The organism is Paenibacillus sp. LjRoot56 (assembly GCF_964253335.1).
GTDB lineage: Bacteria > Bacillota > Bacilli > Paenibacillales > NBRC-103111 > Paenibacillus_E > Paenibacillus_E allorhizoplanae.
Window position 1 is genome coordinate 16198 of sequence record NZ_CAXURV020000001.1, and the last position, 24732, is coordinate 40929.

Sequence of the window (24732 nt, forward strand, 5' to 3'; positions counted from 1 at the left end):
CACACTGGACGTGTACAACGGATTTCCGAGTTCGCATTGCAACTTACTCTTCTGTTTGATCCGGCTTAATCTCTTTAACTTCTTTATCTTTGTCAAACTCCAGCTTATTGCTTTCGCTAGCTTGGCTTTGACCTTGAATAGTAACCTTTACATCTTCCTCATCGGTGCTAGCGTTAAGCTTGCCTTTTTCCAAGAGTTCGATGATTTCGTCTTTATCCAACGTTTCTTTCTCTAGCAATGTTTTGGCAACGAGGTGAATCTGATCCGCATGCTCTGTAAGAATCGTGCGTGCACGTTCGTAGCACGTACGAATAAAGCTTTGCATTTCCTGATCAATCTCGTAAGCAATCGCATCACTATAATTCTGCTCGTGTCCGATATCGCGGCCCAAGAATACTTGACCTTGGGAGCTGCCAAACTGCATCGGTCCAAGCTTATCGCTCATTCCGTATTCCATAATCATGCGACGAACGATTCCCGTTGCTTTCTGGAAGTCACTGTATGCCCCAGTGCCAATTTCTCCGATGAACAATTCTTCGGAAACACGACCACCCAGGAGTCCAGTAACTTTATCCAGCAGCTCGTTCTTCGTTTGCATCATGCGATCTTCGCCTTCTTTAGGCAGCATCATCACATATCCGCCAGCGCGTCCACGAGGTACGATCGTAACCTTGTGAACCATGTCCGCATTCTCCGCATGATAACCGATAATCGCATGGCCCGCTTCGTGGTACGCTACGATACGTTTCTCAGTTTCGGAGATAATACGACTTTTCTTCTGTGTACCGACGATAATACGGTCAAATGCTTCTTCAACTTCCGCCATCGAAATATCTTTACGATTACGACGAGCTGCAATCAAAGCTGCTTCATTCAGTAAGTTCTCAAGATCAGCACCCGTAAAACCAGTTGTATAACGTGAAAGTGAATCTAACTTCACATCTTTAGCAAGCGGTTTGTTACGCGCATGAACTTTCAATACCGCTTCACGGCCTTTGATATCCGGACGATCTACCGTGATTTGACGGTCGAAACGGCCTGGACGCAATAAGGCAGGGTCTAGAATATCAGGGCGGTTCGTTGCTGCTACGATGATAATACCTTCGTTCGCGCCAAATCCGTCCATTTCAACAAGCAATTGGTTGAGTGTTTGCTCACGCTCATCATGTCCGCCGCCTAAACCAGCGCCACGTTGACGACCAACCGCATCGATTTCATCGATAAAGATAATACAAGGTGAATTCTTCTTCGCATTCTCGAACAAGTCACGAACACGTGATGCACCGACACCGACGAACATCTCAACGAAGTCAGAACCGGAGATACTGAAGAAAGGAACGCCTGCTTCACCAGCAACCGCACGAGCAAGTAGCGTTTTACCTGTTCCCGGAGGACCATTCAATAGAACACCCTTAGGAATTCTAGCGCCAACTGCTGCGAATTTACGAGGATCCTTGAGGAACTCAACAACCTCGATTAATTCTTGCTTCTCTTCATCCGCACCTGCCACATCTTCAAATGTGACACGTTTCTTCTCCTCGTTATATAGGCGCGCACGGCTCTTGCCGAAGTTCATCACTTTACCGCCGCCGCCTTGCGCTTGATTCAATAAGAAGAAGAACAAAATGAAGATAATGACGAATGGAATAATGGACGTAAGAAAGCTAATCCAAACGCTATCGCGTTCCATCGGCCCGTACTCTTCCGAAGGTACGCCGTTCGCTTCAATCATTTGTACAACTAACGGCTCATAAGGAGCATGTGTTTCAAAGCTCTTCTTATCCGCGCCATTAGGCGGGTTAATATACTTACCCTTAATCGAATAGGTATACCCATCGAACTTTAACACTACGGACTCTACATTTTTGTTTACAACTGCTTGTCGGAATTTATCGTAAGTGATTAACTCCTTCTGTTCATTCTGGGTACTGATGAAATGAACGATCCCCACGGTAACCAAAAATATAAGCAAATAAAAGCCGGTATTCCGGATAATTCGATTCATAACGAGCCTCCTCTCAAACGGCACACAATTATTATTTTACCACACCCCGGTAAAGCGCTACAACATTACTGCCTTAGTGCGCCTGCGGAACGTGACACTAGCTAGAATAGATCTCTGGTTTCAATATGCCGATAAATGGAAGGTTACGATACTTCTCTGCATAATCCAGACCATATCCGACAACGAACTCATCTGGTAGCACATAACCCGCATAATCAGGTTCAAGCTCTACCGTTCTGCGTGCCGGTTTATTAAACAGCGCAACAACCGAGATTGTCTTAGCATTGCGACGTTCTAGCACATCTATCAGATAACTTAGCGTTAAGCCACTATCGATAATATCTTCCACGATCAGGATATGACGTCCTTCCACAGGTACATCAAGATCTTTGATAATCTTAACAACTCCAGAGGATTTCGTGGATTGACCGTAGCTGGATACCGCCATAAAATCAATTTCCAAAGGTACTCTAATTTGCTTTACAAGATCCGCCATGAAAATAAAAGCGCCCTTCAGCACACAAATAACCAATGGATTCTTACCTTCGTAATCAGTGGAAAGCAATTCCCCTAATTCTTTGATCTTACCTTGAATTTGTTCTTCACTGTAAAGTACTTCTTGAATGTCGCTGTACAAGGATGAACCCCCTAGATTATATTATGAATCCTTATAAATTTACATTCTAGAAGAACGAAATTTACGTATGTTCCTGCAGCACTAGCTTCATATGAAGCACACGTTCTGTGTCTGGTCCGACCAAAGCGTGTTTGGACCTACGAAATCCAGCAATCCAGAGAATCCGTCCGGATGCGTCGACCAGTAGTGGGATAACCTCACGCCGAGTTGGTGGCATTTTGGCATCAATGAACATATCCTTTACCTTTTTGGACCCGTTTAAACCAAGTGGTTCCAATCGGTCTCCCGATCTGCGGCTTCTCAAACAAAGCGGCAATTCTACCTGGTCTGCATCCAAAAAAACGTCGCCATTCTGGTCTGGTGATGACGCAGCTTGCTTATACGAGCTTAAAGGCATCCATGAGTAGATCAATTTGGCGTTCATGTCCGGGAGGTCCAGCTCATTTGATGCTAACCGGATCTCATACGCATAAGGCTTAGGATCTGGTGCAAAGGTCTGAAATTGAATAGATCCATATTCTCTCACAATATAAATCTGTTCATCCACTTGAAGGACTTGATTCGACATCTGATCTTTAACCATTAACTCACGCACGCGCTCAATTCGTGTAAATACCAGCCGTTCCCTTTCCAAACAAAGACAGTTTAATATTAATTTAATCAAACGCCTTTGTAAAGCAACGTGAAGCTCGGCGAAATCACTCCGATTTAAGCGGCAGATGTTCGACTGAAATGTCACGATTCGGCGAAAAACCTTATCCGTTTCTGCATCCAAATAATCATTCTCAGCTTGCATCACATCCGTCAATCGATTGAGTGAATCTGGAAGTTGTTCATTATACTGTTTCAGCATCGGCATAAGATCTAACCGAATCCGATTGCGGAAATACTTCCGCAGCTCATTGCTGCTGTCTTTACAATAGGCAATTTCATGCTGAGCGCAATAATTCACAATATCTGATTTGTATATACGTAAAAAAGGACGAATGAGTTCCACTTTTTTTTCGCGCCTTCGTTCCGGCATGCCAACTAACCCCGATGGGCCTGTCCCACGCAAGATTCGCATCAACATCGTTTCCGCTTGGTCATCGGCATGATGGGCCAAAGCGATCCGTTGTGCACCGTACTGCTCAGCGACTTGATGTAGAAATTCATATCTTTTCTCCCGCGCTGCCGCTTGCCCATTTAAAGAAGCTTCCTCTATATAAGCAGGAACATCGATAACACCAATTTCACAAGGAAGCGCTAGCCCTGCCGCGAGCTCCGCAACGAAGTCTGCTTCCGCATCCGATTCCTTGCCCCTGAATTGATGATTTACATGGGCAACTACGATCTTCCACTGGTGGGCATCTGCAAGACGAAAAAGGACATGCAATAGCGCCACTGAATCAGGTCCCCCTGAAACCGCGACGACAATCACATCCCCTGCATCTGCAAGCTTTTCTTCCTCAATTCGTCGTTCCACTCTGGCAACAAGATCCGTTTCCATCTCGCATTCCTTTCGGCCTTTTCTTACCCTGCCCTACCAATACATATAAATCGTTGCTCCACAAATAAAAATCGATGCAGCAAAACATATTTTAAGCCACGGCATTTTCAGCGTCGACTGAGCGACCTTCTTACCTGCAATCAGTTTTTTCCATTCCACAATGGCTTCTTCCGACGTTCTAAACTCGCTGCGCAAAGCTTTATTCAGAAAAGGTGCCAATTGAGCAGCAACTGGATTTTCCCGCATGATCGATGTTAATTGATCTAACTCCCGGTTTTGAGGGAGTGTTTTGAGAAAGCCAGCGAAGCGTTTGCGGTGATCTAGTGTTTTTAATAGTAAAATAGCAAATGAAAATAGATCGTAGCTTTCCTCAGCAACCCGCTCCCCCATATTCCAAAACCCGCGATCGTAGACTTCTGTTAATTGTTTAATCGCTCGTCCCTTAGGTGATACGCCACCGAAATCAATAAGATCCACATCGCCATAGTTAGATACAATCATATTCTCGACCTTCAAGTCTCCGAATACATACCCACTCCTGTGGATTTCAGTGAGCTTCCGCAATAGGTTCGTGCCTATCACATAGATCCAGTCTTGACTGCGCTTATGTATAAATTCAGAAAGAGTCACACCCTCAATATATCGCATGACATAGAAGGAGATTCCTTTTCCTTGAACCATCATATCATCTGAATCAATCAAAAAGTTCTTAAAAGAATTCTCTTTCATCGAAATAGCAAGTAGGGAATTGATCTCTGACTGATGGTCAACCGTTTCATATCCAGCTTTAAGCGCAAATCTAGCGTTTCCCCTTCGGACAAGAGCAACAATGCCATTGGAGCCTGCACCTAATAAGCGTTCGACCACATACACATGGCCATTCCACTTTCCCTTAATTACAGCCCCTGGGCGAAAGGCCTCATCATACCACGTAGTCACTCAGCATCCCTTCCTCAGTCGTCTTTGGTGAGAAAGGCTTTTCTGTCACGAACTGCAACGTTTGCAGCAGCGCTGGACCGGTTGGTGTCGTACCCTTCATGTTTATTTTATAGAACATCTTGTCGACATTTGCAAGCTGATTCGTCCAACCATGGTCCATTTCTAGTTCCTGATCACTCGATTTGGTAGATGGAAAATGGAAAACAGCAAGCTCGCTCACACCACTTCGCGCTCTTAAACTAAGCAAAAGATCATGGATGGCTTCACGTACCGCGGCAAGCTTCGGCTTCATACTAGCACTTGCATCTATTAAAAGGGCCACACGTAGCGACGTGCTTTCACTCATATTATCAATAACTTGTACCACTTCAGCTCGCTTCTCTGGTGGCAGTTGCTCCAGTTGTGAAATCCCTAATATACTTTGCAGTTCCTTGCCCACAGCATGCTGGATGGTTGCATTGACGGTTTTCCGAGTCATCATTTGCACGGTGTGCGACAGCTGTTCGGAATTAACAATCCGACTCATGCCACCGCCTGCTGCTGCAATCTCTCGAATCTCTTCTGAGCCTAGCACGCCTAACTCCCCATGATCAATTACGCCAATGACATTCACAGCAACTCCCTCTGCTTGCGCTTGTGCCGCCGCTATCACGGGACTTACGCCAACATTGGAACAACCGTCTGTAATTAATAAGATTTGTTTCATCATAATCTTCTGCCTCCCTGGCCGATAAGATTCGCTCTCTAGTAGTTTCTTATCCTAGTTTTTCCATTATTGAGAGTGTCTAATCATCTTGCAGGTAGGGATTGCGAAAGGTATTTACTCGATTTTATCCAATACAGCCTATGATAAGAACCAAATAAGCAGGGGGCATCCCCCTGCTTATTTGTAGCGTTAGTCAATCGCGATTAAGTTAGCGTCTCCTCCGAACTTTCCTTCCTAACATTACACCAAACAGTACGAAAGTTAAGCCAGCAAGCTTAATATAGAGATGGCTAGACTCTCCCGTTACCGGCAGCGTTGCTGGCTCAGCTGTTAGAGGAACCACTACGCCAGGATCAGACGGTTTAGGTGACGGAACCGTCGCTAAAGGCGGTGTAGGCTTAGGCGCCGGCGTAATAGACGGACTCGGAGTTAGACTTGGTGGCGGTGTCGGCGGCGATGTTGGTGTCGACGATGGCGGTGGTGTTGGTGTCGACGATGGCGGTGGTGTCGGTGTTGGTGTCGTCGATGGCGGCGGTGTTGGCGATGGTGTCGACGACGGCGGTGGTGTCGGTGTAGTAGTCGGCGGCGGCGTTTTGCTATTCGTGTACGTCACCTTTTTATTCTCTGCCGCTTGTAGTGTGAATGGGTGATCACTTCCATCTAGGATATACCCACTAGGAGCTGTCACTTCCTTAATCACATAATCGCCTGCAAGCAGGCCTTGGAAAATGGCTATACCTGCTTCATTTGTCGTTGATGTTTGAATGACATTTGTCGTTTGACCGGACTTCCGACTTAGCTCATATTTAGCGCCGCTAAGCGGTAATTCTGTGTTCGTTGCATCAACCTTTTTGACTTCTAAAGAACCGCGGACACCATTCCCTGTACCTGAGCCTGTGGAAACGCCAACCACGATGTCTTTCACGGTTTCTTTCGTGATCGTTGTCACATTATTCCCGCTGAAGCTCACCGCATTGGTGACGGATTCTTGGTCGCGGGCAGCAATGACAGATTGATATTCCAACACAAAGGCTGTCGAGATGTAACTCTTGAATTTTAAGCGGAACGTCTGATTCCCCTCTGTATCCGTTTGAATATCAACTGTATAGCCGACATCCTTTACTAATTCAACATCCTTGGTCAAATCACCATTAGCGGCTACCTTCATACTGAATAAATGAAAAGAATTCGACAGCAGGACTTGATTTCTAGATGGTCTATCGAAAATTTCCGCATCCCATAGCTGCGATTGTCCCTGATTAATGGTAATTTTCCAATCGATCTTATCACCGCTTTGTGATCCGTTCTTACTCACGTATTCCCCACCATGAGGGATATTTACGCTGGCTGTAAGGTTTCTAGATACCGGGGATTGCCCATCATATACCTTAGCCGTATTAGCAACCGTACTAGGAATCAACTCTCCCTCTAAACTTGTTTTAAACACGATTATATAGGCTGTTGAAAGGGGTTCGTGGAACGTAACAACAAGCTTGTTCTGAGCATCAGTGCTTACCCCATAGCGGGAAGCGTCTACGACTGTGCCTGGCGACGGGTCGCCATCTACAGTAACATCCATGTTGTACACAACAAGCGAGCCATCAACGAACTTCTGATTCTCTTGTAAGACATCCTCGACCCTCGGTGAAGCAATCTCCTTCTCACTGTAGTTAACACCAACTGTCCAAGTTAGCTGTTTATTCACCACATTATAATTACCATATTTATAACCACTGTTAATGTATTCATCTCGCGCATAGAAAGCGGCCCCAACTGTTTGCGAATAGGTCACTTCATCCGTCGAACTCCAGTCCATCTGAGCCGTATTATGGAAAATGGCTGTACTATCTTTCGGGACAATCCAAGTCAAATCAAAATTCGTTTGATAAGTGATGATAACTGGCTGCGTCAGAGGCTTTGTAAAGTTGATTGTAAAGCCATCATATTGACTCACACTGTTATCCAAGGTGAAATCGGCGGGACTATGCAATGTCACATTACCCTGCGTTATGACTAAAGAATCCTCTATAAAGTACATACCCTTATGAGGGAACGTATCCTTCACGACAACATGATTCATAACCTGGCTGTTGCCGTTTAATTCAATTTTCCAGCCTACCTTCTTTTCGATATAGTTGACCGCTCCTACGTTTTTAATTAGACCTACTTGTGTAGTATTCTGCGATGCACTGCTATGCTCCTCCGTCCATATTGTCACCTCATTCGTGATGACGGCATCAGCGATGATTGGGCGGGTAGCTTGGGTTTGATAATCAATTCGATACGCGCCAGTAATAGCCATTTTAAATTTCAACTTAAATATGTTGCCGCTCTCACCCATCGGTGTAATAGTATACTGGTCGGCTGACAGAACAGCGCCACGAGTCTCATTGCCCCCTGCATCAAAAGTCACCGGATACACATGAAGAGATCCATCCACAAGTTGATGCGGCACACTCACAGTGTCTATGATATAAGCGTTTCCTTCACTAATCGATACCTCTCCACCGTTGTAAAGAACGCTCCAATCTATTTTCTGCTGAATAGCTTGATAATCCGTAATTTCTTTCTTGAGTATACTTCCTCGTTGCACTGCAACTGATGACGTTGCTTCAACTGCTGACGTATGACTTCCTCCAAACTTGGCAGTATTCGTGAATGACGACTTGCTGAGGTCAGTAATATTTGTTACATACTGAATCCGGTAAGCCGACGTAATCGGGTTGTTTGTGAAATGAACCGTCAAAACGCCTCCAGTTGTGCTCACTGTATACTGACTACTATCCAGTTCTGCCCCCTGTGTGACAGTGCCGTCCAGTTGCACATTCAAAGCATAAACTTTGACTCCTGTTGGCGTGGATAATCCCTCCACGTTCGGATCTGTCATGACAGCATCCTGAACCGTATCCAGTAATTTGTTCACATCCACCGTCCAATTTATCGATTTCGCATTGTAACCTTGGGGGACACCAGATTTACTAATCGTTGAATCTACGGCAGGCCTGAACTTTATGGTAAATATCTGGTCGCCGCTTCGAACAGGAATCACAATTGTTTGTTCCGTAGTCCCTGTTATTTGGCTCTTATTAAATTGCGTAAGGAAGCTCAACGTTCCCTTCAAATCATCATGACTCTCAATAAATTCGTTAAACGTAATCACCACATGATGACTATCTTTATTGGCATGGAAATTCCCTACTGTCGAACTGTTGTCTATGACGAGAGCACCGCTTACATTATTGAATAACTCAAACTCCTGCGGCAGCGTAAAAGTAAATGTATCTCCGTTGTGGTAGCCATGACCATTCGGCAAAGACCAGGTGTAGTCCAGCTTAGCTTGAGCATTCTGGTTATACACATTCCCCGTTACGACTTGCCCATTACTATCGTATACCGCTAACGTGACACTATCGAGGATGTTGCCCGATATTTCAGTTGCATTCACCTGGCTAGATAAGGTAATCCCATAAAGACATTGCATAAACATAAGAAGAGCAATTAGCAAAGCCTTTGTTTGTTTCTTCACCATCTTTGTTTAGACCTCCATTTCAGATATGTACCTTTTCATTGAAAAGAAAGAACACTTACCTTCCTTTTGATACAAATTGTATCATTTTTGACAAGCGGGTAGTACACATGTTTTGAAAATATGTAATATCCATCCTTTCTATACGTGAACTTGTAACTATTCAACTAATTTCCCTTCCACAATTAAGCGATGCGTCGGGTCTACCATGGGATCACACGTAATTAATGTAATTTCCCGATTACTATCTTTGCTCTGCAAGACCCATACATCCGTAGGTAGAACATATAACTTTTCATCTACACGGTAGACGAATTTATTGCTCCCTGTATCTACTTCTATTAAATCACCAGGAACAACTTCATCTAAGCGATTAAAATTTTTACCGTACGTCAAATTCCGATGCCCAGCAATCGCATAATTACCTATTGCACCAGCTTTTCCTGTATTCGCAATACTGGCAACTGCGATTTTCATATTATCCATGGTCGCACCGGATAGAATGGGGAGCTTCAAATCAATTTTATCAATACTCAGAACCCCCTCCATGTTCTTAGGTTTCACAGGGGGAGGCTTTGCTGTCGCCACAACCTTCACAACCGTGTCGCTCACGCTTGTGGGCTTTGCGGATTCAGACACCAATGGCTCACTAACCATTACACTCACTTCTGATGACGAGTTCACACCACCACCATTCGATGTAGTGTTCAAAACCCCTGCGACATGTACCTCCTCTTTCTCTTCTTCGGTTACCTGGTCCATCGCTTGCATATTGTCTTGCCATTGTTTCAAAATCTGATGTTGTTGATAAGTTTCATATCGATCATTTATCGTGGGGTACAGAAACAGGCATACACCCAGAAGTATGAGCAATATGGCAAACATCCTCCTGATCATTCAATTAACCGCCTTTCTTGACTCAAAAACCGCGCCGGCAAATGAGCCGGCACGGCTTATTAGAACCTTTAACTAACTGTTTTCGGACGCTCCATACGTGTAATACCCGGCCAACGGAACGTCGCCCATTCCGGCTGCCGCTTCTCAATACGTGCTACAACAACCGTCATATCATCCTGAATTTCCCCGTGATGATGGCGAAAAATACGCTCCAATAAGCAATCCGCGAAATCCTGCGGTAACGTCGTATCAATTTCCTGAATCATCCGCTTCATCCACATCTCCTTGTTCACAGCATGGCCCGGGGCATCAAAGATACCATCAGTCATCATCACAAGGATATCTCCTGATTGCAGCGGTATGGAGACCAGATCGACATCAATCTCACTCAAGATGCCTACCGGCAAATTGTTGGCCGAGATCGGAATAACCTCCGTACCGCGCTTAATAAAGCTTGGCGTAGAGCCGATCTTCATGAATGTCGTATTGGCACTGTACATATCAATCAATGCCATATCCACCGTCGCGTACATCTCATCCGATGAACGCAGCATCAACACCGAGTTCAGCGACTTGATCGCCAATTTCTCGTCCATCCCCGACTGCAGCAGCTGCTGCAGGATGCTAAGCGCCGTCTCGCTCTCCGCACGCGCTCGCTCGCCATTCCCCATGCCGTCGCTCAGCGCAACGGCATACTTGCCATTGCCCAGCTCCACCGTGGAGTAGCTGTCGCCGGAGAAGAGATCGCCTCCCTTGGCAGCGCCGGCGACTCCGGTTTCCACCTCGTATTCTTTGGCGGAGCCGAATACGACTGTGCTGTAGCCCTCGCCGCGCGTGTGCATTTCCTCACGCATGACGGCGACGTTCTCGCCGATGATTTCGCTCAGAAGCGGCGCGATGATTTTACGACATTCATCAAATCCCTTCGTATATTGATGGATGATTTCGATTTCGATGTTGCCTTCGTCTAACGAAATCACATCGATGGTATGAATAGATAAGCCCAGCTCCTCTAGGGCATTACGAATTTGCTCTTCTTGGAGGAACAACTCCTGTCCTTCCCTTTTAATTTCCTTCGCTAAGTCTTCCATGACCTGCGAAACACCTGACAATTGGTCGGCAACAAGATGCCGGCTATCGATAATCTGCTTTTTCCAATGCCTGTCATTCTTATATAAACTATATTGCTGCTTCATCACATCTAGCACTTGTTCCGTACGGATGCACACCTTCTTCCACTCAGGCGGAATCTGTTTCTTCGTCATACTCTCCTTCGTCTCGATTTGGCTCATCATATCCGTCATATACGTATAAGTTTGATAGAATTTCTGATCCCAGCACTGGCTCTTCTTCCAACAAGACTCACATGCCTTCTGGGTGACAGCATTCATGAAATGTCCGACATCTTCCTCCTTACGACTCACCTCATCTTCAGTCGTTAGCTGTTTAAAGCTGCGCGCCAACTGGCGGAATACCTCAGAGAATTGCTCTACGCGACCTGCCGTCACATCCCGCACACGCTTCGCATAATCCTGCTGCGATTTTAGATTCTCTTGGGTACCAGGCACATACTTAGCAAGCATCAGAATAACGCTGCGCGGCGTAAGAAGGAACAGGGCAACCGCCGCAAGAGATTCCCAAGCCGAATTGATCATATCCACATTAGAACCCATATAGAAAGATAGAATAACCGAGCCGATCAGCATCCCGAAGGCTACCATTAAGCGATTCCCCTCTTTAAGGAGACCAGCGAGCATACCAGAGAATGCAAGTAAACTCATCTGATAGATCGCATTGCTATTCGCAAGACTCAGGATAAGCCCTGTGACAACACCAACGGACGCTCCGAACGGCGCTCCTCCTACCAACGCAAACAGGAGTATCAAGTAACGCGATAGCACATGCTCTACCGTGACAGGACCCACAAGCCAACCAACCGTACCTGTCATGACCGATGCCAGCAAAATAATTAAACAAATAATTTCCTCATGTTTTAGATGATAGTTTTTGCGGGTAAGCGTGAATACAGGGATCGCTTGAATGAAAATGAGCGTCAGCACCAAACTTAGCAACGCTTCCACGGTAAGCATCATCAAGGAGTACCACGTCAAGTTTGAAACAACCAGCTCCGCAAAGAGCTGCACGAGGAGCGTTGAGCTAAAAACGAGTATCGGCGCTAACGAAACGTCTGAGCGTTCATATTTCTCAAGTGCCTTCTGAATCAGTAAGAAGATAACGATTTCTGTCACTAGATAACCGGTGTTCCCATTCACCGCAAGCAAGCTACCAGCAAATGCAGCAATACCCACCCAATGCAAGATATCCTTTCTTGTAAAATAGATGACTGCGACAAACGCCAAAGCAAATGGTGATAACTGTTCTAGAATCATCGCCCGACCGAGCAAGAAGCCCATAACAATGAGCAGTAACGACCACTTCTTAGCAACAAAAGCTTGTACCCATCGATTCTCCACAGCTGCACTGTGAACACCTACTTTTGCTTTCTGCCAAATTCCCGACCATCCGCTACCCATCACCGCGCCTAAGCTTCGTCTTTGCATATTCTCGAACACCATCCATTTCTTCCCTTATTTGTTACTCTAGTATAGAGACAATCTAGCAGAAAGTTTGTCAGAATGAGTTGATAGAGTCAAAGAAATTTCCGACATGTCCCGATGTCTTTGTCAACAGGCCCCAGCCCTTGCCCGCTCTAGGTTCCTCAGGTTGAAAACGTTTCCAAAAGTCTGATTACCTCGAAACTACGCGCCGCATATGAGGGAGATACCCGTAACTCCATGTCGATTGATTTTCATTGTTTTTGCTGGACTTGTCGCACATGACAAAGAAAAAACCACATTCGCCGGAGCGAATGTGGTTCATCATCTGCATCTATTAGTCTCTTCTTCCGCCTCGGCCACCGCGTTTGGACTCGGTATTCTTCTTCAAGGACGAAATCCGCTCTTCACTATCTTTTAGGAAACGAGATACTTTATCTTCGAACGAAAACGGTCTAGCTCCGCCTTGCTGCTTGTTAAAGCCGCCGCGACCACCACCGCCACCACCACGATTGAAGCCACCGCCGCCACCTGGACGACCGCCACCACCACCTGGAGCACCGCTTGGAGCACCACTACGGTCTCCACCACTGCTTGGACGACCACCTTGGTAACCGCCGCTTGGACGATCTCCACTAGGACGACCTTGATAGCTGCTGCCACCTGTACGTTCAGGACGAGCTGGTCTTTCCTCAACTGGCTTGTCAATCGTTTGCTTGATCGACAGTCCGATCTTGCCATCCTTGTCCACGTTAATTACTTTGACCGTCACCTTGTCTTCTAGCTTCAAGTGGTCATTAACGTCCTTCACATAATTGTCCGCGATCTCCGAAATGTGAACAAGACCGGTAACTCCTTCAGCAAGCTCGACGAATGCTCCAAAGTGAGTAATCCCCGTCACTCTTCCCTCTAACTTGGTGCCAACTTCAATTGCCATAAAGTAAAATGTTCCTCCCTTAAAATGTTGAAAACACTGGCTACGCCGATTATAACCGATGCAGAAACCACGGTCAACACGGCATTCGCCACTTCTTCATAACGTTTCTTATTGCGACTTCGAGACACTTAGTGGCGTCTCTCCCGTTTTACTGTAATGAAAGTCTCGGCGAATGATCTGATCCAAATATTCGTCGTTATGCAGCCGCGCGATTTCCTTCGTCGTGAGAGCATTGATCTTCTGCGCTTCGACGAGTTGTTGTTCCATATTCGCTACGACACTTTTCTTCTCGTGCAGCTTGGCGAACTGCCCCCAGATGTTAACAGCAGCCCAGCTCAGAAAACATAAGACAATGATCAAAAGGATACGCAGTCTTCGCTTCGAGCCTTCCCGACTGATGCGCTTGGTTGAAACGGTTGCTTGAGCATGCATGAATAGGAAATCCTCCTACTTCGAGAATATCCTGCGATAAAGCGCAATGATGCGTCCCTTCAGTTTCTTCAACCAGTCAGGGATCACCAAGTACTTATGCACAGGCTTAGTCATCCAGAGGAATAGTCTCCACATAGGATAGAGCAATTGTAGCACAATTCTGTAAAGGAATATAGCTACGGCTAGCAAAAAGCCTAAAATTATCACCGTTAGACGATATAAGCCAATAATCGGTTTAATGATGAGAATTTCGACAGTCCTCGTAAAGAAGCGGTAAATCGCCACAATAATTCGTATGAGAATCAGTGTTAGACGAATGACAAGCGAACTAAGAAGAGCGAAATAGAAGCAAATTCCAATCCCCATTCCAAGAAAAATAAAAATACGAACTTGTCCTTCATTACTGTAAATGAGCATCTTGAACACTAGGATTATCGCCACAATCCAATAGATACTATCTACAATGGGGATGGTCCATCGTGGCAACCGCAGCTTGCCCGAGAGCACATGAAAAATATCGAACAGAGCCCCTATGCAAATTCCACTCAGGAACATCATGAAAATCGTCTGAAATTGAACGTGAAGCGTCACTTAAATAGCTTACCAAGAAACCCTTTGGATTTCTCCTGGGTATTCCCGTCCACATAGGCTAATTCATGAATAATACCTTCAATGGCGACTAATCCTTGCTCCAAGCTCAAGTTCTTGATGTGCAAATTTTGCCCCTTAATCATTAAGTAGCCCATTTCCGTCTCTAGGAGGAATTCTTCGCTATCAAAACTTTCTACGTTCAAAACTCCTGATATTTCCAAGAGCTTGCGATTCAGCATCTTAATTTCTTGCCTTTTGTTGCTGTTCTTCACAGGTTCAATCATGGCCTGACCCCTCCTTCACCTAATCTTACGATATGGGAGGATGTCCATTTTTAGAACCAAGCCTTGTATCCTATGCCTATAAAAAAAGCAGCCTAAAATCCCCTCTGCAGGAATCCTAGGCTACTTCATCGGTATGCGTTATTCGGATTGGAAGGGTTCTTCCTTCAGCAGCGTGTACATCTGCGCAGCGTCTTCCTTACGGGTCGACTCTGTCAAAAGCTCAACGCGAATCGTCACTTTCTTTTGACCGAACTGAATGGATAACTCATCTCCAACTTTCACATGCGTACTCGCTTTAGCGTCCCTACCGTTAATCCACACGCGCCCTTGGTCGGACACATCCTTTGCAACTGTACGGCGTTTGATCAGACGAGATACTTTGAGAAATTTATCGATACGCATTATTTTACAGCGTCTTTAAGCTTGTTGCCCGCTTTGAAAGCAGGAACATTGGATTCTGCGATTTCGATTGGGTTACCCGTTTGCGGGTTGCGACCTGTACGGCCAGAACGCTTACGAGTTTCAAATGTACCGAAACCGATCAATTGTACTTTATCTCCGGATGAAAGAGCGTCTGTCACTTCACCAAGGAATCCGTTAAGGACAACTTCTACGTCTTTCTTAGTAAGTCCGCTTTTTTCAGCGATGTTGTTGATCAAGTCTGTTTTGTTCATGTGTTTTCTTTACCTCCCAAAATGTTTGAAGATCAGGTCTTCTATGTACCAATTGTGGTTACATTTCATGATTATACCTTGCAACAAGTCTAGTATTCTGCTTTTTTCGGCAAAATCCTTCTAGCGTTTATCAAGTTTTATAACTTTTTTGCTTCTTGCCAGTATTTTTCCATCTCTGATAACCCAGTTTGTTCAAAAGATATCCCCTTTAAACGTAACTGTTCCTCAATATATGAAAATCTTTGCATAAATTTCCGATTCGTTTGTGCTAACGCCTCTTCGGGGTCTACTTTGAGGAATCTAGCAACATTGACGATAGAGAAGAGAACATCCCCCAACTCGTCACGACGCTCCTGAGCCCCGTCTTCCGCCCCTAGTGCAATCGCTTCACGCAGCTCAGCGAACTCCTCTTCCACCTTAGCCAGCACATCATCTAGCTCTGTCCAGTCAAAACCGACCGCTGCCGCTTTTTTCTGCAGCTTCATCGCCTTCATCAACCCGGGCAATTCACGCGGAATGCCATCCAGTACAGACTGCTGCGTAACATCGATGCCTTTCTTCCGCTTCTCTTCGACCTTGATCGCATTCCAGTTAACCAAAGCCTCATTAGCATCCTCTGCCTTCGACTCTCCAAACACATGCGGATGACGACGAATTAGTTTCTCATTTAACGTAGCGATCACATCATACACGGAGAACGTGCCGATCTCCTCTTCCATTTGCGCATGCAGCATGACTTGTAAAAGCAAATCGCCAAGCTCCTCGCACATGTGATCCGGATCATCTTCATCAATGGTTTCCAGTACTTCGTAAGCTTCCTCTATCAGATTCTTGCGCAGACTCTCATGTGTCTGTTCACGATCCCACGGACAACCTTCTGGGCTGCGCAGGGTCTGAACGATCTCATGCAGCTTACCAAATGTCCGATTATATGGCCCCTCCTGCTCACTGCGCGGCACCCACACCAGCGACAGATTGCCATAACCTTTGACATGATCCAGCTCGTGGAGCGGTACTTCAATGATCTGCTCCTGACCTGCCACTCCCAACGAGTGACCCACAACGACCTTATACTCGTCTGGATAGGCATCCATCAGGCTGATTTTCAAGTCAGAGGCTGTGTACGTATCGTACACCTGCCCAATCACCGTATGCAGCTGTGGATTCAATGCATAACGGCTGATACTCGTCGCATCCAGCAACTGGAAGCCGTCGATCGGATCGAAGCCAAATCGTAAGAAGGCTTGGTCTAAGAAGCTCTCTCCACCGGTGATGTGGAGTTCGATACCCTCAGATGGGCATCGTTGTTTCAGTAGTTGCACCGTGTACTCTGCTACCATGGGGTGACCAGGGACAGCGTAAAGCACGTCAGTCGTATGGCTTTTCGCTGCCGAGATTAGTTCTTCTGCAATGGACTCATAAACTCCCTCGAACGTCTCATTCGACATGTAATTCGCATCAAACGTTTCGTACGGAATCTCGTTGGCATCCAACAGTTGCACCATCGGATGGTCTTTCGTCCGCAGGAATAGCTTCGCTTGTGACTTTGCCGCTAGTTGAAGCTTCTTCCATACGCCTAAGGTTAATTGATCTTCATCTCCTGTCCCGAGTCCAAGGACGGTAATTTGCGGGTTGCTCATTGCCATGGGATGACACCTCCTGATTAATGGTTATTTATAATTTGCCAAGTATGACAATTTGTAAGCGTTAGTTGGCGGGTGAAACAGCCGCTACTTGGGATTAGAACGGCCGCGCGAAGACCTCCGCGGCCGCAGCTTCGCGAGGAGCGCCGCCAGCTTCCGCTCCAACTCCGGCATCAGCCGCAGCTCCTCGCGGCTGATGCTGCCGCTGCGCAGCAGTGCAAGCGCGTAGACGGCCGCGCCGCCGGCTACACCAATGATCGCGATGGCGCTAGCGCTCCATCGCTCAGGAACGTGCCATGCCGCGCTAGCGAGCATGGCCAGCCCTTGCAGCGCTGCGAGGCCGCCGCCCATCAGCCCCACGGCAAGCAGGGGACTGACGGCGTACGGCCGCAGCGCGTATCGCACCCCGGTGCTGCGGCGCAGCTGCACCAGGTTCTGCCCCGCCGCAGCGGCGTAGGCGATCACCGCGCTGAGCGCGGCGCCGTCGATGCCCCAGCGGGGCACCAACACGATGTTGCCGAGTGCTTTCAGCACGATGGCAACGAGCAGGGCATTCGCCGGCGTGCGGATCGCGCCGGCGCCCTGGAGAACGCTGGCACTGACAGCGTTCAGTGTACTAAACAAGGCCGTGAAGGCCAGCACGGCCATCGTCCAGCTCGCCTCGGTGCTCGTATAGAGCATCAGATTGATCGGCATCGCTAAGACGGCGAGGCCAAACGAGGCGCCAAGCCCGATCAACCATGCGAGTCTGACGGACATCTCCGCCCGAAAGCGGATGAGATCCACTCGCCCGCTCATCTTAGCTTCCGCAATAGCTGGCACCAAGACAGCCGACATCGAGGACGCCACCATCACGACCAACTGAACAAGTGGAAACCCACGGTTATAAAGGCCAAACTGACGCATTGCCTCCAATTCGCTGCCAGATGATGCTTCCAGCAGTCGAGGCATCGTGAAGGTATCCACGAGCGTGAGCAGCGGCACCACAATTGCGCCAAGGCATACAGGGATCGCATATATCGTAATTCGTTTCGCCCATTGCCAAGATGAGATCACTTGCTTAGTTTCTAAGCCGGCTGCTATCGCTTTCTTAGCATTCTGCTCTGGCCCTCCACCCACTAACCCACCATACGCTGGCAAGTCTGTTTTCAACAGCTTTACACGCTCCCCACGTTGCTCTCGCCGCCAAAATACAGCCATCACCACTAGACCCGCTCCAGCGCCTGTCACGGAGCCAAACGTGGCCCCCGCCGCAATCCATGCCTCATCATAGGAAAGCGCCACCAGATACAACAATAGCGCGACCATCGTAATTACACGGATGAGCTGTTCGATGACTTGCGAGACCGCGGTAGGCACCATGTTTTGATACCCTTGAAAATACCCCCGCAGGACAGCAAGAACGGGAGATAAGAGTAGGGCAAAAGATACACTGCGGATCGCTGTCGCGGTCTGCGTAATGCCAATCCAACCAGCAATCGTCTCCGCACCAAAATACAGCAGGAGAAATAAGAGAAGCCCCGCACTCATTAATAGCGCAGATGAGACAACCACAATCCGTTTCGCGCCTGAATGATCTCCTTCCATGACGCGTTCGGCTACAAATTTAGACACTGCAACTGGAAATCCAGCCGTGGCTGCAAATAAGATCAGAATATAGAGCGGATAAACCGCATTATAAATACCAAAAGCTACATCTCCAGCTACGTTCTGCAAAGGAATCTTCTGAAGCGTCCCAAGTAGTTTAGATAGCACAGCCGCACCCCCAAGCAGCGCAGCACCCTTTAACAGTTTGTTCTGTTTACCATTACCATGCCTCTGGAGCCCTTCTTTCTGCTGATCTTGCTCCTTGAAGGTAGCCCTCATTCCGATTTACCCCTCTACACAAACATGATTCCTATGTACGTATTATAGCGAAGTCTGCCAGTTCAGACAAAAAAAAGCTTCGCTTACAGATGCATCATCTCCGTAAGGAAGCCTTCGTTTGGAATTATGTGTTCATTGCTCCATCTGCTTCGCTAGGAATCCAGCGGCAGTCTCGACCATTTTAACTTCCATATTGCCCATTTTCACATTCTCGTCTTTCGAGATCAGGATAACTGAACCAATGGGATCTCCCCCTGCAACAATCGGCGCAGCTACGAAGGAAGTGAATGTTTCAGTGGTATCTTTAATAATCTCGAATTGACCTGAACTGCTTTCAATTACAGCCTTACGATTTTCCATGCAAGACTCTATAATCGCCCCAACCGATTTCTCTAAGTAATCCTTCTTAGATCCGCCAGCCATAGCAATAATATGATCTCGATCCGAAATCAAGGCAACATGATTGGTGCTTTCAAACAGCGACTCCGCATATTCCTTCGCAAAATCACCAAGCTCACCAATCGGTGAATACTTCTTCAGAATAACTTCTCCATCACGATCCACGAAAATTTCCAAAGGGTCACCTTCACGAATGCGTAGGGTGCGCCGTATTTCCTTGGGGATTACAACTCTCCCTAAATCATCTATCCGACGGACAATTCCAGTTGCTTTCATACCTCTAGATGCCTCACTTTCCGCTTACGAATTAGATACGACACGAGCATGAAACTTGTATGCTAGATCGGGATTTGGTGGGAACTTGAAATCTATCCATAGTATTCTTCACTTCCCATTCTTCTATGCAGACGCCCCGACTAAGCAATTTACTTTATTTAGCTCTGCATCCTGCTGCGCTTATCATGTCCAAAAATGAGAAATAAAAACAGGATGTCCATTATCGGACATCCTGGTAAGTTCTTACTTTGCAGCTGGGCTAGCCGCAGGACTAGCTGCTGGACTTGCCGCTGGTGCTGGTGCTGCTTCTACTTTAGGAAGATTATTCGTTTCGATCAATTTCGGATATTCAGTTTCAGCAAATTCAGACAAGGATTTCTCTGCAAGCTGAGATTTGATTTGTGTTTTAAGTGTATCATCCAGTTGTTTCGTGCTTCTGGATTCTACTTTCATCACGTGATAACCGAAAGTGGATTCTACAGGATCACTGATTTTGTTCAATGGAAGGGTGCTTGCTGCATCTTTGAACTCTGTTACCCATTCGTTGATGTTGGCATCTTTGTACGTACCACCTGTATCCTTGGAACCTGGATCGTCAGAGAATTCTTTCGCAAGTGCTGCGAAATCGCCGCCTGCATCCAACTTCGCTTTTACTTCTTTCGCTCTCTTCAACGCATCTTCCTTCGTGCGAAGATCTGCTTGTGTAGCAGAATCCTTCAACGCGATCAGGATGTGGCTAACGGTCGCAACGTCAAACGCATGCGCAGCAGCTTGTTCTTTGTAAGCATCTTGAACCGCTTGGTCTGTGATCTTGCTTTCCATGCTGCCCATTGTGTAGAAGCTTAATTTCATCAAGGACTCGATATCTTTCAATTCGATACCGTTGTCTTTCAACTGCTTGTCCATTCCGCCTTCTTGTTTACCGAAGTAGTCAGTGATGGCTTTCATTTGCTCTGTTACTTGTTTGTCAGCATCCGCTTTCACTTTGTCGTCCGCTTTAGTGGAAAGAACACGGAAAGTAACCATTTGTTTCAACATATCTTGTTGAAAAGCTGGATCAGCCAAGTATTGAGCTAATTGCGGGGAGAACATTTTATTTACGTTGATGAAAGAATCGAATTCACCGCGTGTAATTTTCCCGCCTTCTTTGTACGTAGCAATAATATCGCTTGGATTACCTGTAGCAGCCGCTGATGCGGAAGGCGAAGCTGTTGCAGCGCCTTCCTTTTTATCTCCACACGCGCTGAGGACAGAGAATGCAAGGATAACTGTCACCAAACCTAATATCCATTTTCTCGAAGTACGTCGTTGTCTGCTAGTTTCATTTGGCAACATCCTGTAATTCCCCTTTCGTTTTCAGAACATCCTTATATTGTACCAAGAATTTCTCCAACAATTCGATGGAGGCTTCCGGCTTCATGCCTTTAAAGCGGATAACGATAAGTAGCTGCGGATCTGCGTTCAATTTGATACGACCATCAAAGCCTTTGGACAAAGCGAGCAGCTTCTGGCCATCCAGCCTGCCATTCTGGTCGACATGCACCTTGATTAGGTAATCCTCCCCTTTTTGGCTAATCGTTTCAATCCGGTAATCCGAACCGTATGCTTTCAAACGAGCCACTGTCAGTAGGTTGAACACGGCCTGCGGCAGATCACCGAAGCGATCAACGAGCTCATCATGCAGATCCGCGGCTTCTTCCAGCGTACGAATGGCGGCCACTTTTTTGTAAATTTCGATTTTTTGCATGCTGTCATAGATATAATCAGATGGCAGGTACGCATCCAATTGAATGTCGATTGACGTATGCCATTCCGGTTCTGGAATGACCGCTTCTCCATCTATCTCCAGCTTCAGCTTTGCAATTTCTTCGGCTAACATTTGGGAGTACAAATCAAAACCGACAGATGCAATAAAGCCGTGCTGTTCAGCACCCAATAAGTTTCCTGCGCCACGAATGGATAAGTCCCTCATCGCAATTTTAAAGCCTGAACCAAGTTCTGTAAACTCTTTAATCGCTTGAAGTCGTTTCTCGGCTACTTCTGTCAGCACTTTATCACGCTGATACGTGAAATACGCATATGCGACGCGATTCGACCTGCCTACACGTCCGCGCAGCTGATAGAGCTGGGAAAGCCCCATTTTATCCGCATCATGGACAATAAGTGTATTCACATTCGGGATGTCTACGCCGGTTTCGATAATGCTTGTGCTGACGAGAACATCATACTCCCCGTCCAAGAAATCGAGAATCGTTTTCTCGAGCTCCTGCTCACCCATTTGACCATGCGCTACGGTTACACGAGCATCCGGAATCATCATCGAGATTTGATCAGCGATTTGTGTAATGCCTTGTACGCGATTATATAGATAATAAACTTGCCCTTCACGCGCCAACTCACGCTCGATAGCTTCTCTAACCAGTGTCGGCCCGTATTCCACCACATAGGTCTGAACCGGGAAGCGGTTCTCTGGCGGGGTTTCAATGACCGATAAGTCACGAACGCCCAACATGGACATATGCAGGGTTCTTGGAATTGGCGTCGCCGTTAGCGTCAGCACGTCTACGTTCGTCTTCAGACGCTTGAGCTTCTCTTTGTGGGACACGCCGAAACGCTGCTCCTCATCGACGATGAGCAGGCCTAGGTCTTTGAACTGAATGTCTTGCGACAAGAGGCGATGGGTTCCAATCACGACATCAACGACGCCTTTCTTGACCCCTTTCATGACCTCCGTCTGTTCTTTCTTAGAACGGAAACGACTTAACACTTTCACATTGAACGGATAACCGGAGAAGCGTTCACGGAAGGTTTCATAATGCTGCTGCGCCAAAATCGTCGTGGGCACGAGAACAGCAACCTGCTTCCCGTCAATGGCTGCCTTAAAGGCTGCGCGAACAGCAACTTCGGTTTTACCATAGCCAACATCTCCGCATAACAATCGATCCATGGGACGTGCTTTTTCCATATCAGTTTTAATTTCTTCAATCGCACGAAGCTGATCGCGCGTTTCATCGTAAGGGAACATCGCTTCGAACTCATTCTGATACGAACTATCCTTGCTAAATCCGTAACCCGTCGCAGCTTGACGCTCGGCATACAGCTTAATCAGCTCATCTGCAATATCTTTGACAGATGCGCGTGCTTTGCTCTTCACCCGTGCCCAATCAGCGCCGCCAAGTTTATATACCTTCGGCTCCTTCTCTTCGGAACCGACATATTTCTGAATCAAATCAATCTGATCGATCGGAACAGACAGCTTATCGCCGCCGGCATACATAATATGCAAATAATCCTTATGAATCCCGCCAACCTCTAATGTTCCGATGCCAACGTATTTCCCGATCCCGTGATTGACGTGAACAACGTAGTCGCCGACCTTCAGCTCTTGATAGCTTTTGATCCGTTCTGCGTTCTCCAGCTTCTTCTCCACTTTACGTGCTTTGCGCTGCTTCTGAGTGAAAATCTCACCCTCTGTAATCACGACAAGGTGAATCGAAGGCATTTCAAAACCTGTTTGCAGATTGCCATCTACAATCTCAGGAACTTCAATCTGGTAGTCGCCAAGAACACGACGTACACGTTCTGCACGGTCATCGCCATTCGCTAGAAGAATGACCTTACTGCCATTCTTCTTCCACCGCTCCATCTCCGCCTTGAGGAGATTCATCTGCCCATGGAAGTTTTGCATGACACGGCATACGAAGTTCACGATATTCTGCGGCTGTATACCCGCTACCTGACGAAGGAAAAGGGACACATACAACGTCGGGAACGGTCTGCGGTGCAGCAGGGTTTCATAAGATTTGGACAGCACAAAAGCCGGCAAGCTCTTCCCCTCAGTCAACGCATGCATCATCCACTCGGCTTCATCACGCTCGAGCTGCTTCGCTGTTTCCAAGAGGCGAGCAGGTTCGTCGATAATGAGAATCGAGTCTGTGGGCATGTAGTCCATGAGCGTCTGTCTTTCCGTGTATAGGAGAGAAATATATTTATAAATGCCTGGGAACGTCTGACCTTCTCGCATAAGCTCGATATCGCGGCCTACGACCTCCAACAGTTTGTCTTTGGCTGAGCGCTCGGTCATCTTCGCCAATTGCGCTTGCAGCAGCTCATACGCATGCTGCGCAGCTGACTGTAACCGCTTTCTATCCGCTTGAATCTCACGGCATGGAGGGATCGTCACCGTTGTTAGTTTATCAATTGACCGCTGGTCACTTACATCGAAAGTCCGAATAGAGTCGATTTCGATATCAAAGAGCTCAATCCGAATCGCATTCTCCGACGTTAACGGAAATAAATCGAGAATGCCGCCTCGTACACTCATTTCACCTTTGGTTTCAACGCGTTCAACTCGTTCATAGCCTAGGCTGGATAAAGAAGCCAGCAGCTCGTCTAATTGAACCGTGTCACCGACATTTATCGTCACTCGGGATTCTTCGAACACCTGTTTGAGTGGCAGCAATCTTCGTACACCAGCAAATGGCGCAATAACTACGCCGCGGAATCCGCCAGCAAGTTTAGTGAGAACGTCAATACGCTGCGCCAGCATCTCTGGGCTTGAAGCCGCTTCTTCGGTAGTCAGAAGCTCTTGAGATGGATAGAGCAGCACTTCATCAGGGGATAGACACTCCAAGAGGTCTTCCGCTATTTTTTGCGCAGCGAACATATTGTGCGTAACAACGAAAAGCGGACGCTCCAGCTCACGCGCAAGTGAGGCCAGCATGATTTGCCTGGAGGAGCCAGTTAAACCGGCAATGAGCTGCTCTTTCATTTCGGACTTGAGGCCTGTCACGATCGTTTGAAAGTCGGAATCCGCAGAAAAAGCTTGAATTAAAGCTTGCAAACAAGTACACTCCCCTCACAAAAAGAAGCCTCG

Annotated in this window: 19 protein-coding genes; all 19 read right to left on the minus strand. The window is 46.9% G+C overall.

Going from position 1 to position 24732, the window contains the following annotated elements:
* Positions 1–43 precede the first annotated feature (43 nt).
* The 19 genes from ftsH to mfd all read right to left on the minus strand — a co-directional run bounded on the left by ftsH (position 44) and on the right by mfd (position 24699).
* On the minus strand, positions 44–2005 hold the full coding sequence (gene ftsH / locus ACSQ8O_RS00090; RefSeq protein ID WP_056617926.1) for an ATP-dependent zinc metalloprotease FtsH: 1962 nt from the start codon (positions 2003–2005) through the stop codon (positions 44–46).
* A gap of 97 nt (positions 2006–2102) precedes the next feature.
* Positions 2103–2642, minus strand: a complete 540-nt coding sequence (gene hpt / locus ACSQ8O_RS00095; RefSeq protein ID WP_056617930.1) for a hypoxanthine phosphoribosyltransferase — start codon at positions 2640–2642, stop codon at positions 2103–2105.
* 61 nt (positions 2643–2703) lie between these two features.
* Positions 2704–4131 carry a tRNA lysidine(34) synthetase TilS gene (gene tilS, locus ACSQ8O_RS00100; protein WP_436240017.1) on the minus strand — a complete coding sequence of 476 codons (1428 nt, stop codon included), beginning with the start codon at positions 4129–4131 and terminating at the stop codon, positions 2704–2706.
* Positions 4132–4164: 33 nt separating this feature from the next.
* Positions 4165–5070, minus strand: a complete 906-nt coding sequence (locus ACSQ8O_RS00105) for a protein kinase domain-containing protein (protein ID WP_436240018.1) — start codon at positions 5068–5070, stop codon at positions 4165–4167.
* Complete coding sequence (locus ACSQ8O_RS00110) at positions 5054–5776, minus strand: hypothetical protein (RefSeq protein ID WP_436241914.1); 723 nt, start codon at positions 5774–5776, stop codon at positions 5054–5056. The genes ACSQ8O_RS00105 and ACSQ8O_RS00110 overlap by 17 nt, the downstream gene beginning before the upstream one ends.
* A gap of 208 nt (positions 5777–5984) precedes the next feature.
* Positions 5985–9305: a collagen binding domain-containing protein gene (locus ACSQ8O_RS00115; RefSeq protein WP_436240019.1), complete on the minus strand. Its 3321-nt coding sequence runs from the start codon at positions 9303–9305 to the stop codon at positions 5985–5987.
* Positions 9306–9461: 156 nt separating this feature from the next.
* The gene (locus tag ACSQ8O_RS00120; RefSeq protein WP_436240020.1) at positions 9462–10187 is read right to left on the minus strand and encodes a class D sortase; all 726 of its coding nucleotides are present in this window, start codon (positions 10185–10187) and stop codon (positions 9462–9464) included.
* Positions 10188–10267: 80 nt separating this feature from the next.
* Entirely contained in the window at positions 10268–12760 is a 2493-nt protein-coding gene (gene spoIIE, locus ACSQ8O_RS00125) for a stage II sporulation protein E (RefSeq protein ID WP_436240021.1), read from the minus strand.
* Positions 12761–13091: 331 nt separating this feature from the next.
* Positions 13092–13691 carry a S1 domain-containing RNA-binding protein gene (locus tag ACSQ8O_RS00130; protein ID WP_056617944.1) on the minus strand — a complete coding sequence of 200 codons (600 nt, stop codon included), beginning with the start codon at positions 13689–13691 and terminating at the stop codon, positions 13092–13094.
* A gap of 108 nt (positions 13692–13799) precedes the next feature.
* Entirely contained in the window at positions 13800–14123 is a 324-nt protein-coding gene (locus tag ACSQ8O_RS00135; protein WP_056617947.1) for an FtsB family cell division protein, read from the minus strand.
* 15 nt (positions 14124–14138) lie between these two features.
* On the minus strand, positions 14139–14714 hold the full coding sequence (gene yabQ / locus ACSQ8O_RS00140) for a spore cortex biosynthesis protein YabQ (protein ID WP_056617950.1): 576 nt from the start codon (positions 14712–14714) through the stop codon (positions 14139–14141).
* Positions 14711–14998 carry a sporulation protein YabP gene (yabP, locus tag ACSQ8O_RS00145; protein WP_056617955.1) on the minus strand — a complete coding sequence of 96 codons (288 nt, stop codon included), beginning with the start codon at positions 14996–14998 and terminating at the stop codon, positions 14711–14713. The genes yabQ and yabP overlap by 4 nt, the downstream gene beginning before the upstream one ends.
* 138 nt (positions 14999–15136) lie before the next feature.
* Positions 15137–15400, minus strand: coding sequence for an RNA-binding S4 domain-containing protein (locus ACSQ8O_RS00150; RefSeq protein ID WP_056617957.1), 264 nt, complete (start codon positions 15398–15400; stop codon positions 15137–15139).
* Positions 15400–15672, minus strand: coding sequence for an HU family DNA-binding protein (locus ACSQ8O_RS00155; protein WP_028557378.1), 273 nt, complete (start codon positions 15670–15672; stop codon positions 15400–15402). The genes ACSQ8O_RS00150 and ACSQ8O_RS00155 overlap by 1 nt, the downstream gene beginning before the upstream one ends.
* 137 nt (positions 15673–15809) lie before the next feature.
* On the minus strand, positions 15810–17318 hold the full coding sequence (gene mazG, locus ACSQ8O_RS00160; protein WP_436240022.1) for a nucleoside triphosphate pyrophosphohydrolase: 1509 nt from the start codon (positions 17316–17318) through the stop codon (positions 15810–15812).
* Between the two features lie 84 nt (positions 17319–17402).
* The gene (locus ACSQ8O_RS00165) at positions 17403–19181 is read right to left on the minus strand and encodes a putative polysaccharide biosynthesis protein (RefSeq protein WP_436240023.1); all 1779 of its coding nucleotides are present in this window, start codon (positions 19179–19181) and stop codon (positions 17403–17405) included.
* Positions 19182–19313: 132 nt separating this feature from the next.
* Positions 19314–19856 (minus strand): stage V sporulation protein T, encoded by a 543-nt coding sequence (gene spoVT, locus ACSQ8O_RS00170; protein ID WP_057313309.1) that lies wholly within the window; start codon positions 19854–19856, stop codon positions 19314–19316.
* Positions 19857–20099: 243 nt separating this feature from the next.
* Complete coding sequence (locus tag ACSQ8O_RS00175) at positions 20100–21191, minus strand: foldase protein PrsA (protein ID WP_436240024.1); 1092 nt, start codon at positions 21189–21191, stop codon at positions 20100–20102.
* On the minus strand, positions 21178–24699 hold the full coding sequence (gene mfd / locus ACSQ8O_RS00180) for a transcription-repair coupling factor (RefSeq protein ID WP_436240025.1): 3522 nt from the start codon (positions 24697–24699) through the stop codon (positions 21178–21180). The genes ACSQ8O_RS00175 and mfd overlap by 14 nt, the downstream gene beginning before the upstream one ends.
* Between the last annotated feature and the right edge of the window lie 33 nt (positions 24700–24732).

Bases quoted from the DNA above. Each gene is read 5' to 3' on its own strand.
- ftsH (WP_056617926.1), bottom strand. From the start codon at position 2,005: ATGAATCGAATTATCCGGAATACCGGCTTTTATTTGCTTATATTTTTG.
- tilS (WP_436240017.1), bottom strand. From the start codon at position 4,131: ATGGAAACGGATCTTGTTGCCAGAGTGGAACGACGAATTGAGGAAGAA.
- ACSQ8O_RS00110 (WP_436241914.1), bottom strand. From the start codon at position 5,776: ATGAAACAAATCTTATTAATTACAGACGGTTGTTCCAATGTTGGCGTA.
- ACSQ8O_RS00115 (WP_436240019.1), bottom strand. From the start codon at position 9,305: ATGGTGAAGAAACAAACAAAGGCTTTGCTAATTGCTCTTCTTATGTTT.
- ACSQ8O_RS00120 (WP_436240020.1), bottom strand. From the start codon at position 10,187: ATGTTTGCCATATTGCTCATACTTCTGGGTGTATGCCTGTTTCTGTAC.
- spoIIE (WP_436240021.1), bottom strand. From the start codon at position 12,760: ATGCAAAGACGAAGCTTAGGCGCGGTGATGGGTAGCGGATGGTCGGGA.
- ACSQ8O_RS00130 (WP_056617944.1), bottom strand. From the start codon at position 13,691: ATGGCAATTGAAGTTGGCACCAAGTTAGAGGGAAGAGTGACGGGGATT.
- ACSQ8O_RS00135 (WP_056617947.1), bottom strand. From the start codon at position 14,123: ATGCATGCTCAAGCAACCGTTTCAACCAAGCGCATCAGTCGGGAAGGC.
- yabP (WP_056617955.1), bottom strand. From the start codon at position 14,998: ATGATTGAACCTGTGAAGAACAGCAACAAAAGGCAAGAAATTAAGATG.
- ACSQ8O_RS00150 (WP_056617957.1), bottom strand. From the start codon at position 15,400: ATGCGTATCGATAAATTTCTCAAAGTATCTCGTCTGATCAAACGCCGT.
- ACSQ8O_RS00155 (WP_028557378.1), bottom strand. From the start codon at position 15,672: ATGAACAAAACAGACTTGATCAACAACATCGCTGAAAAAAGCGGACTT.
- mazG (WP_436240022.1), bottom strand. From the start codon at position 17,318: ATGGCAATGAGCAACCCGCAAATTACCGTCCTTGGACTCGGGACAGGA.
- ACSQ8O_RS00165 (WP_436240023.1), bottom strand. From the start codon at position 19,181: ATGAGGGCTACCTTCAAGGAGCAAGATCAGCAGAAAGAAGGGCTCCAG.
- spoVT (WP_057313309.1), bottom strand. From the start codon at position 19,856: ATGAAAGCAACTGGAATTGTCCGTCGGATAGATGATTTAGGGAGAGTT.
- ACSQ8O_RS00175 (WP_436240024.1), bottom strand. From the start codon at position 21,191: ATGTTGCCAAATGAAACTAGCAGACAACGACGTACTTCGAGAAAATGG.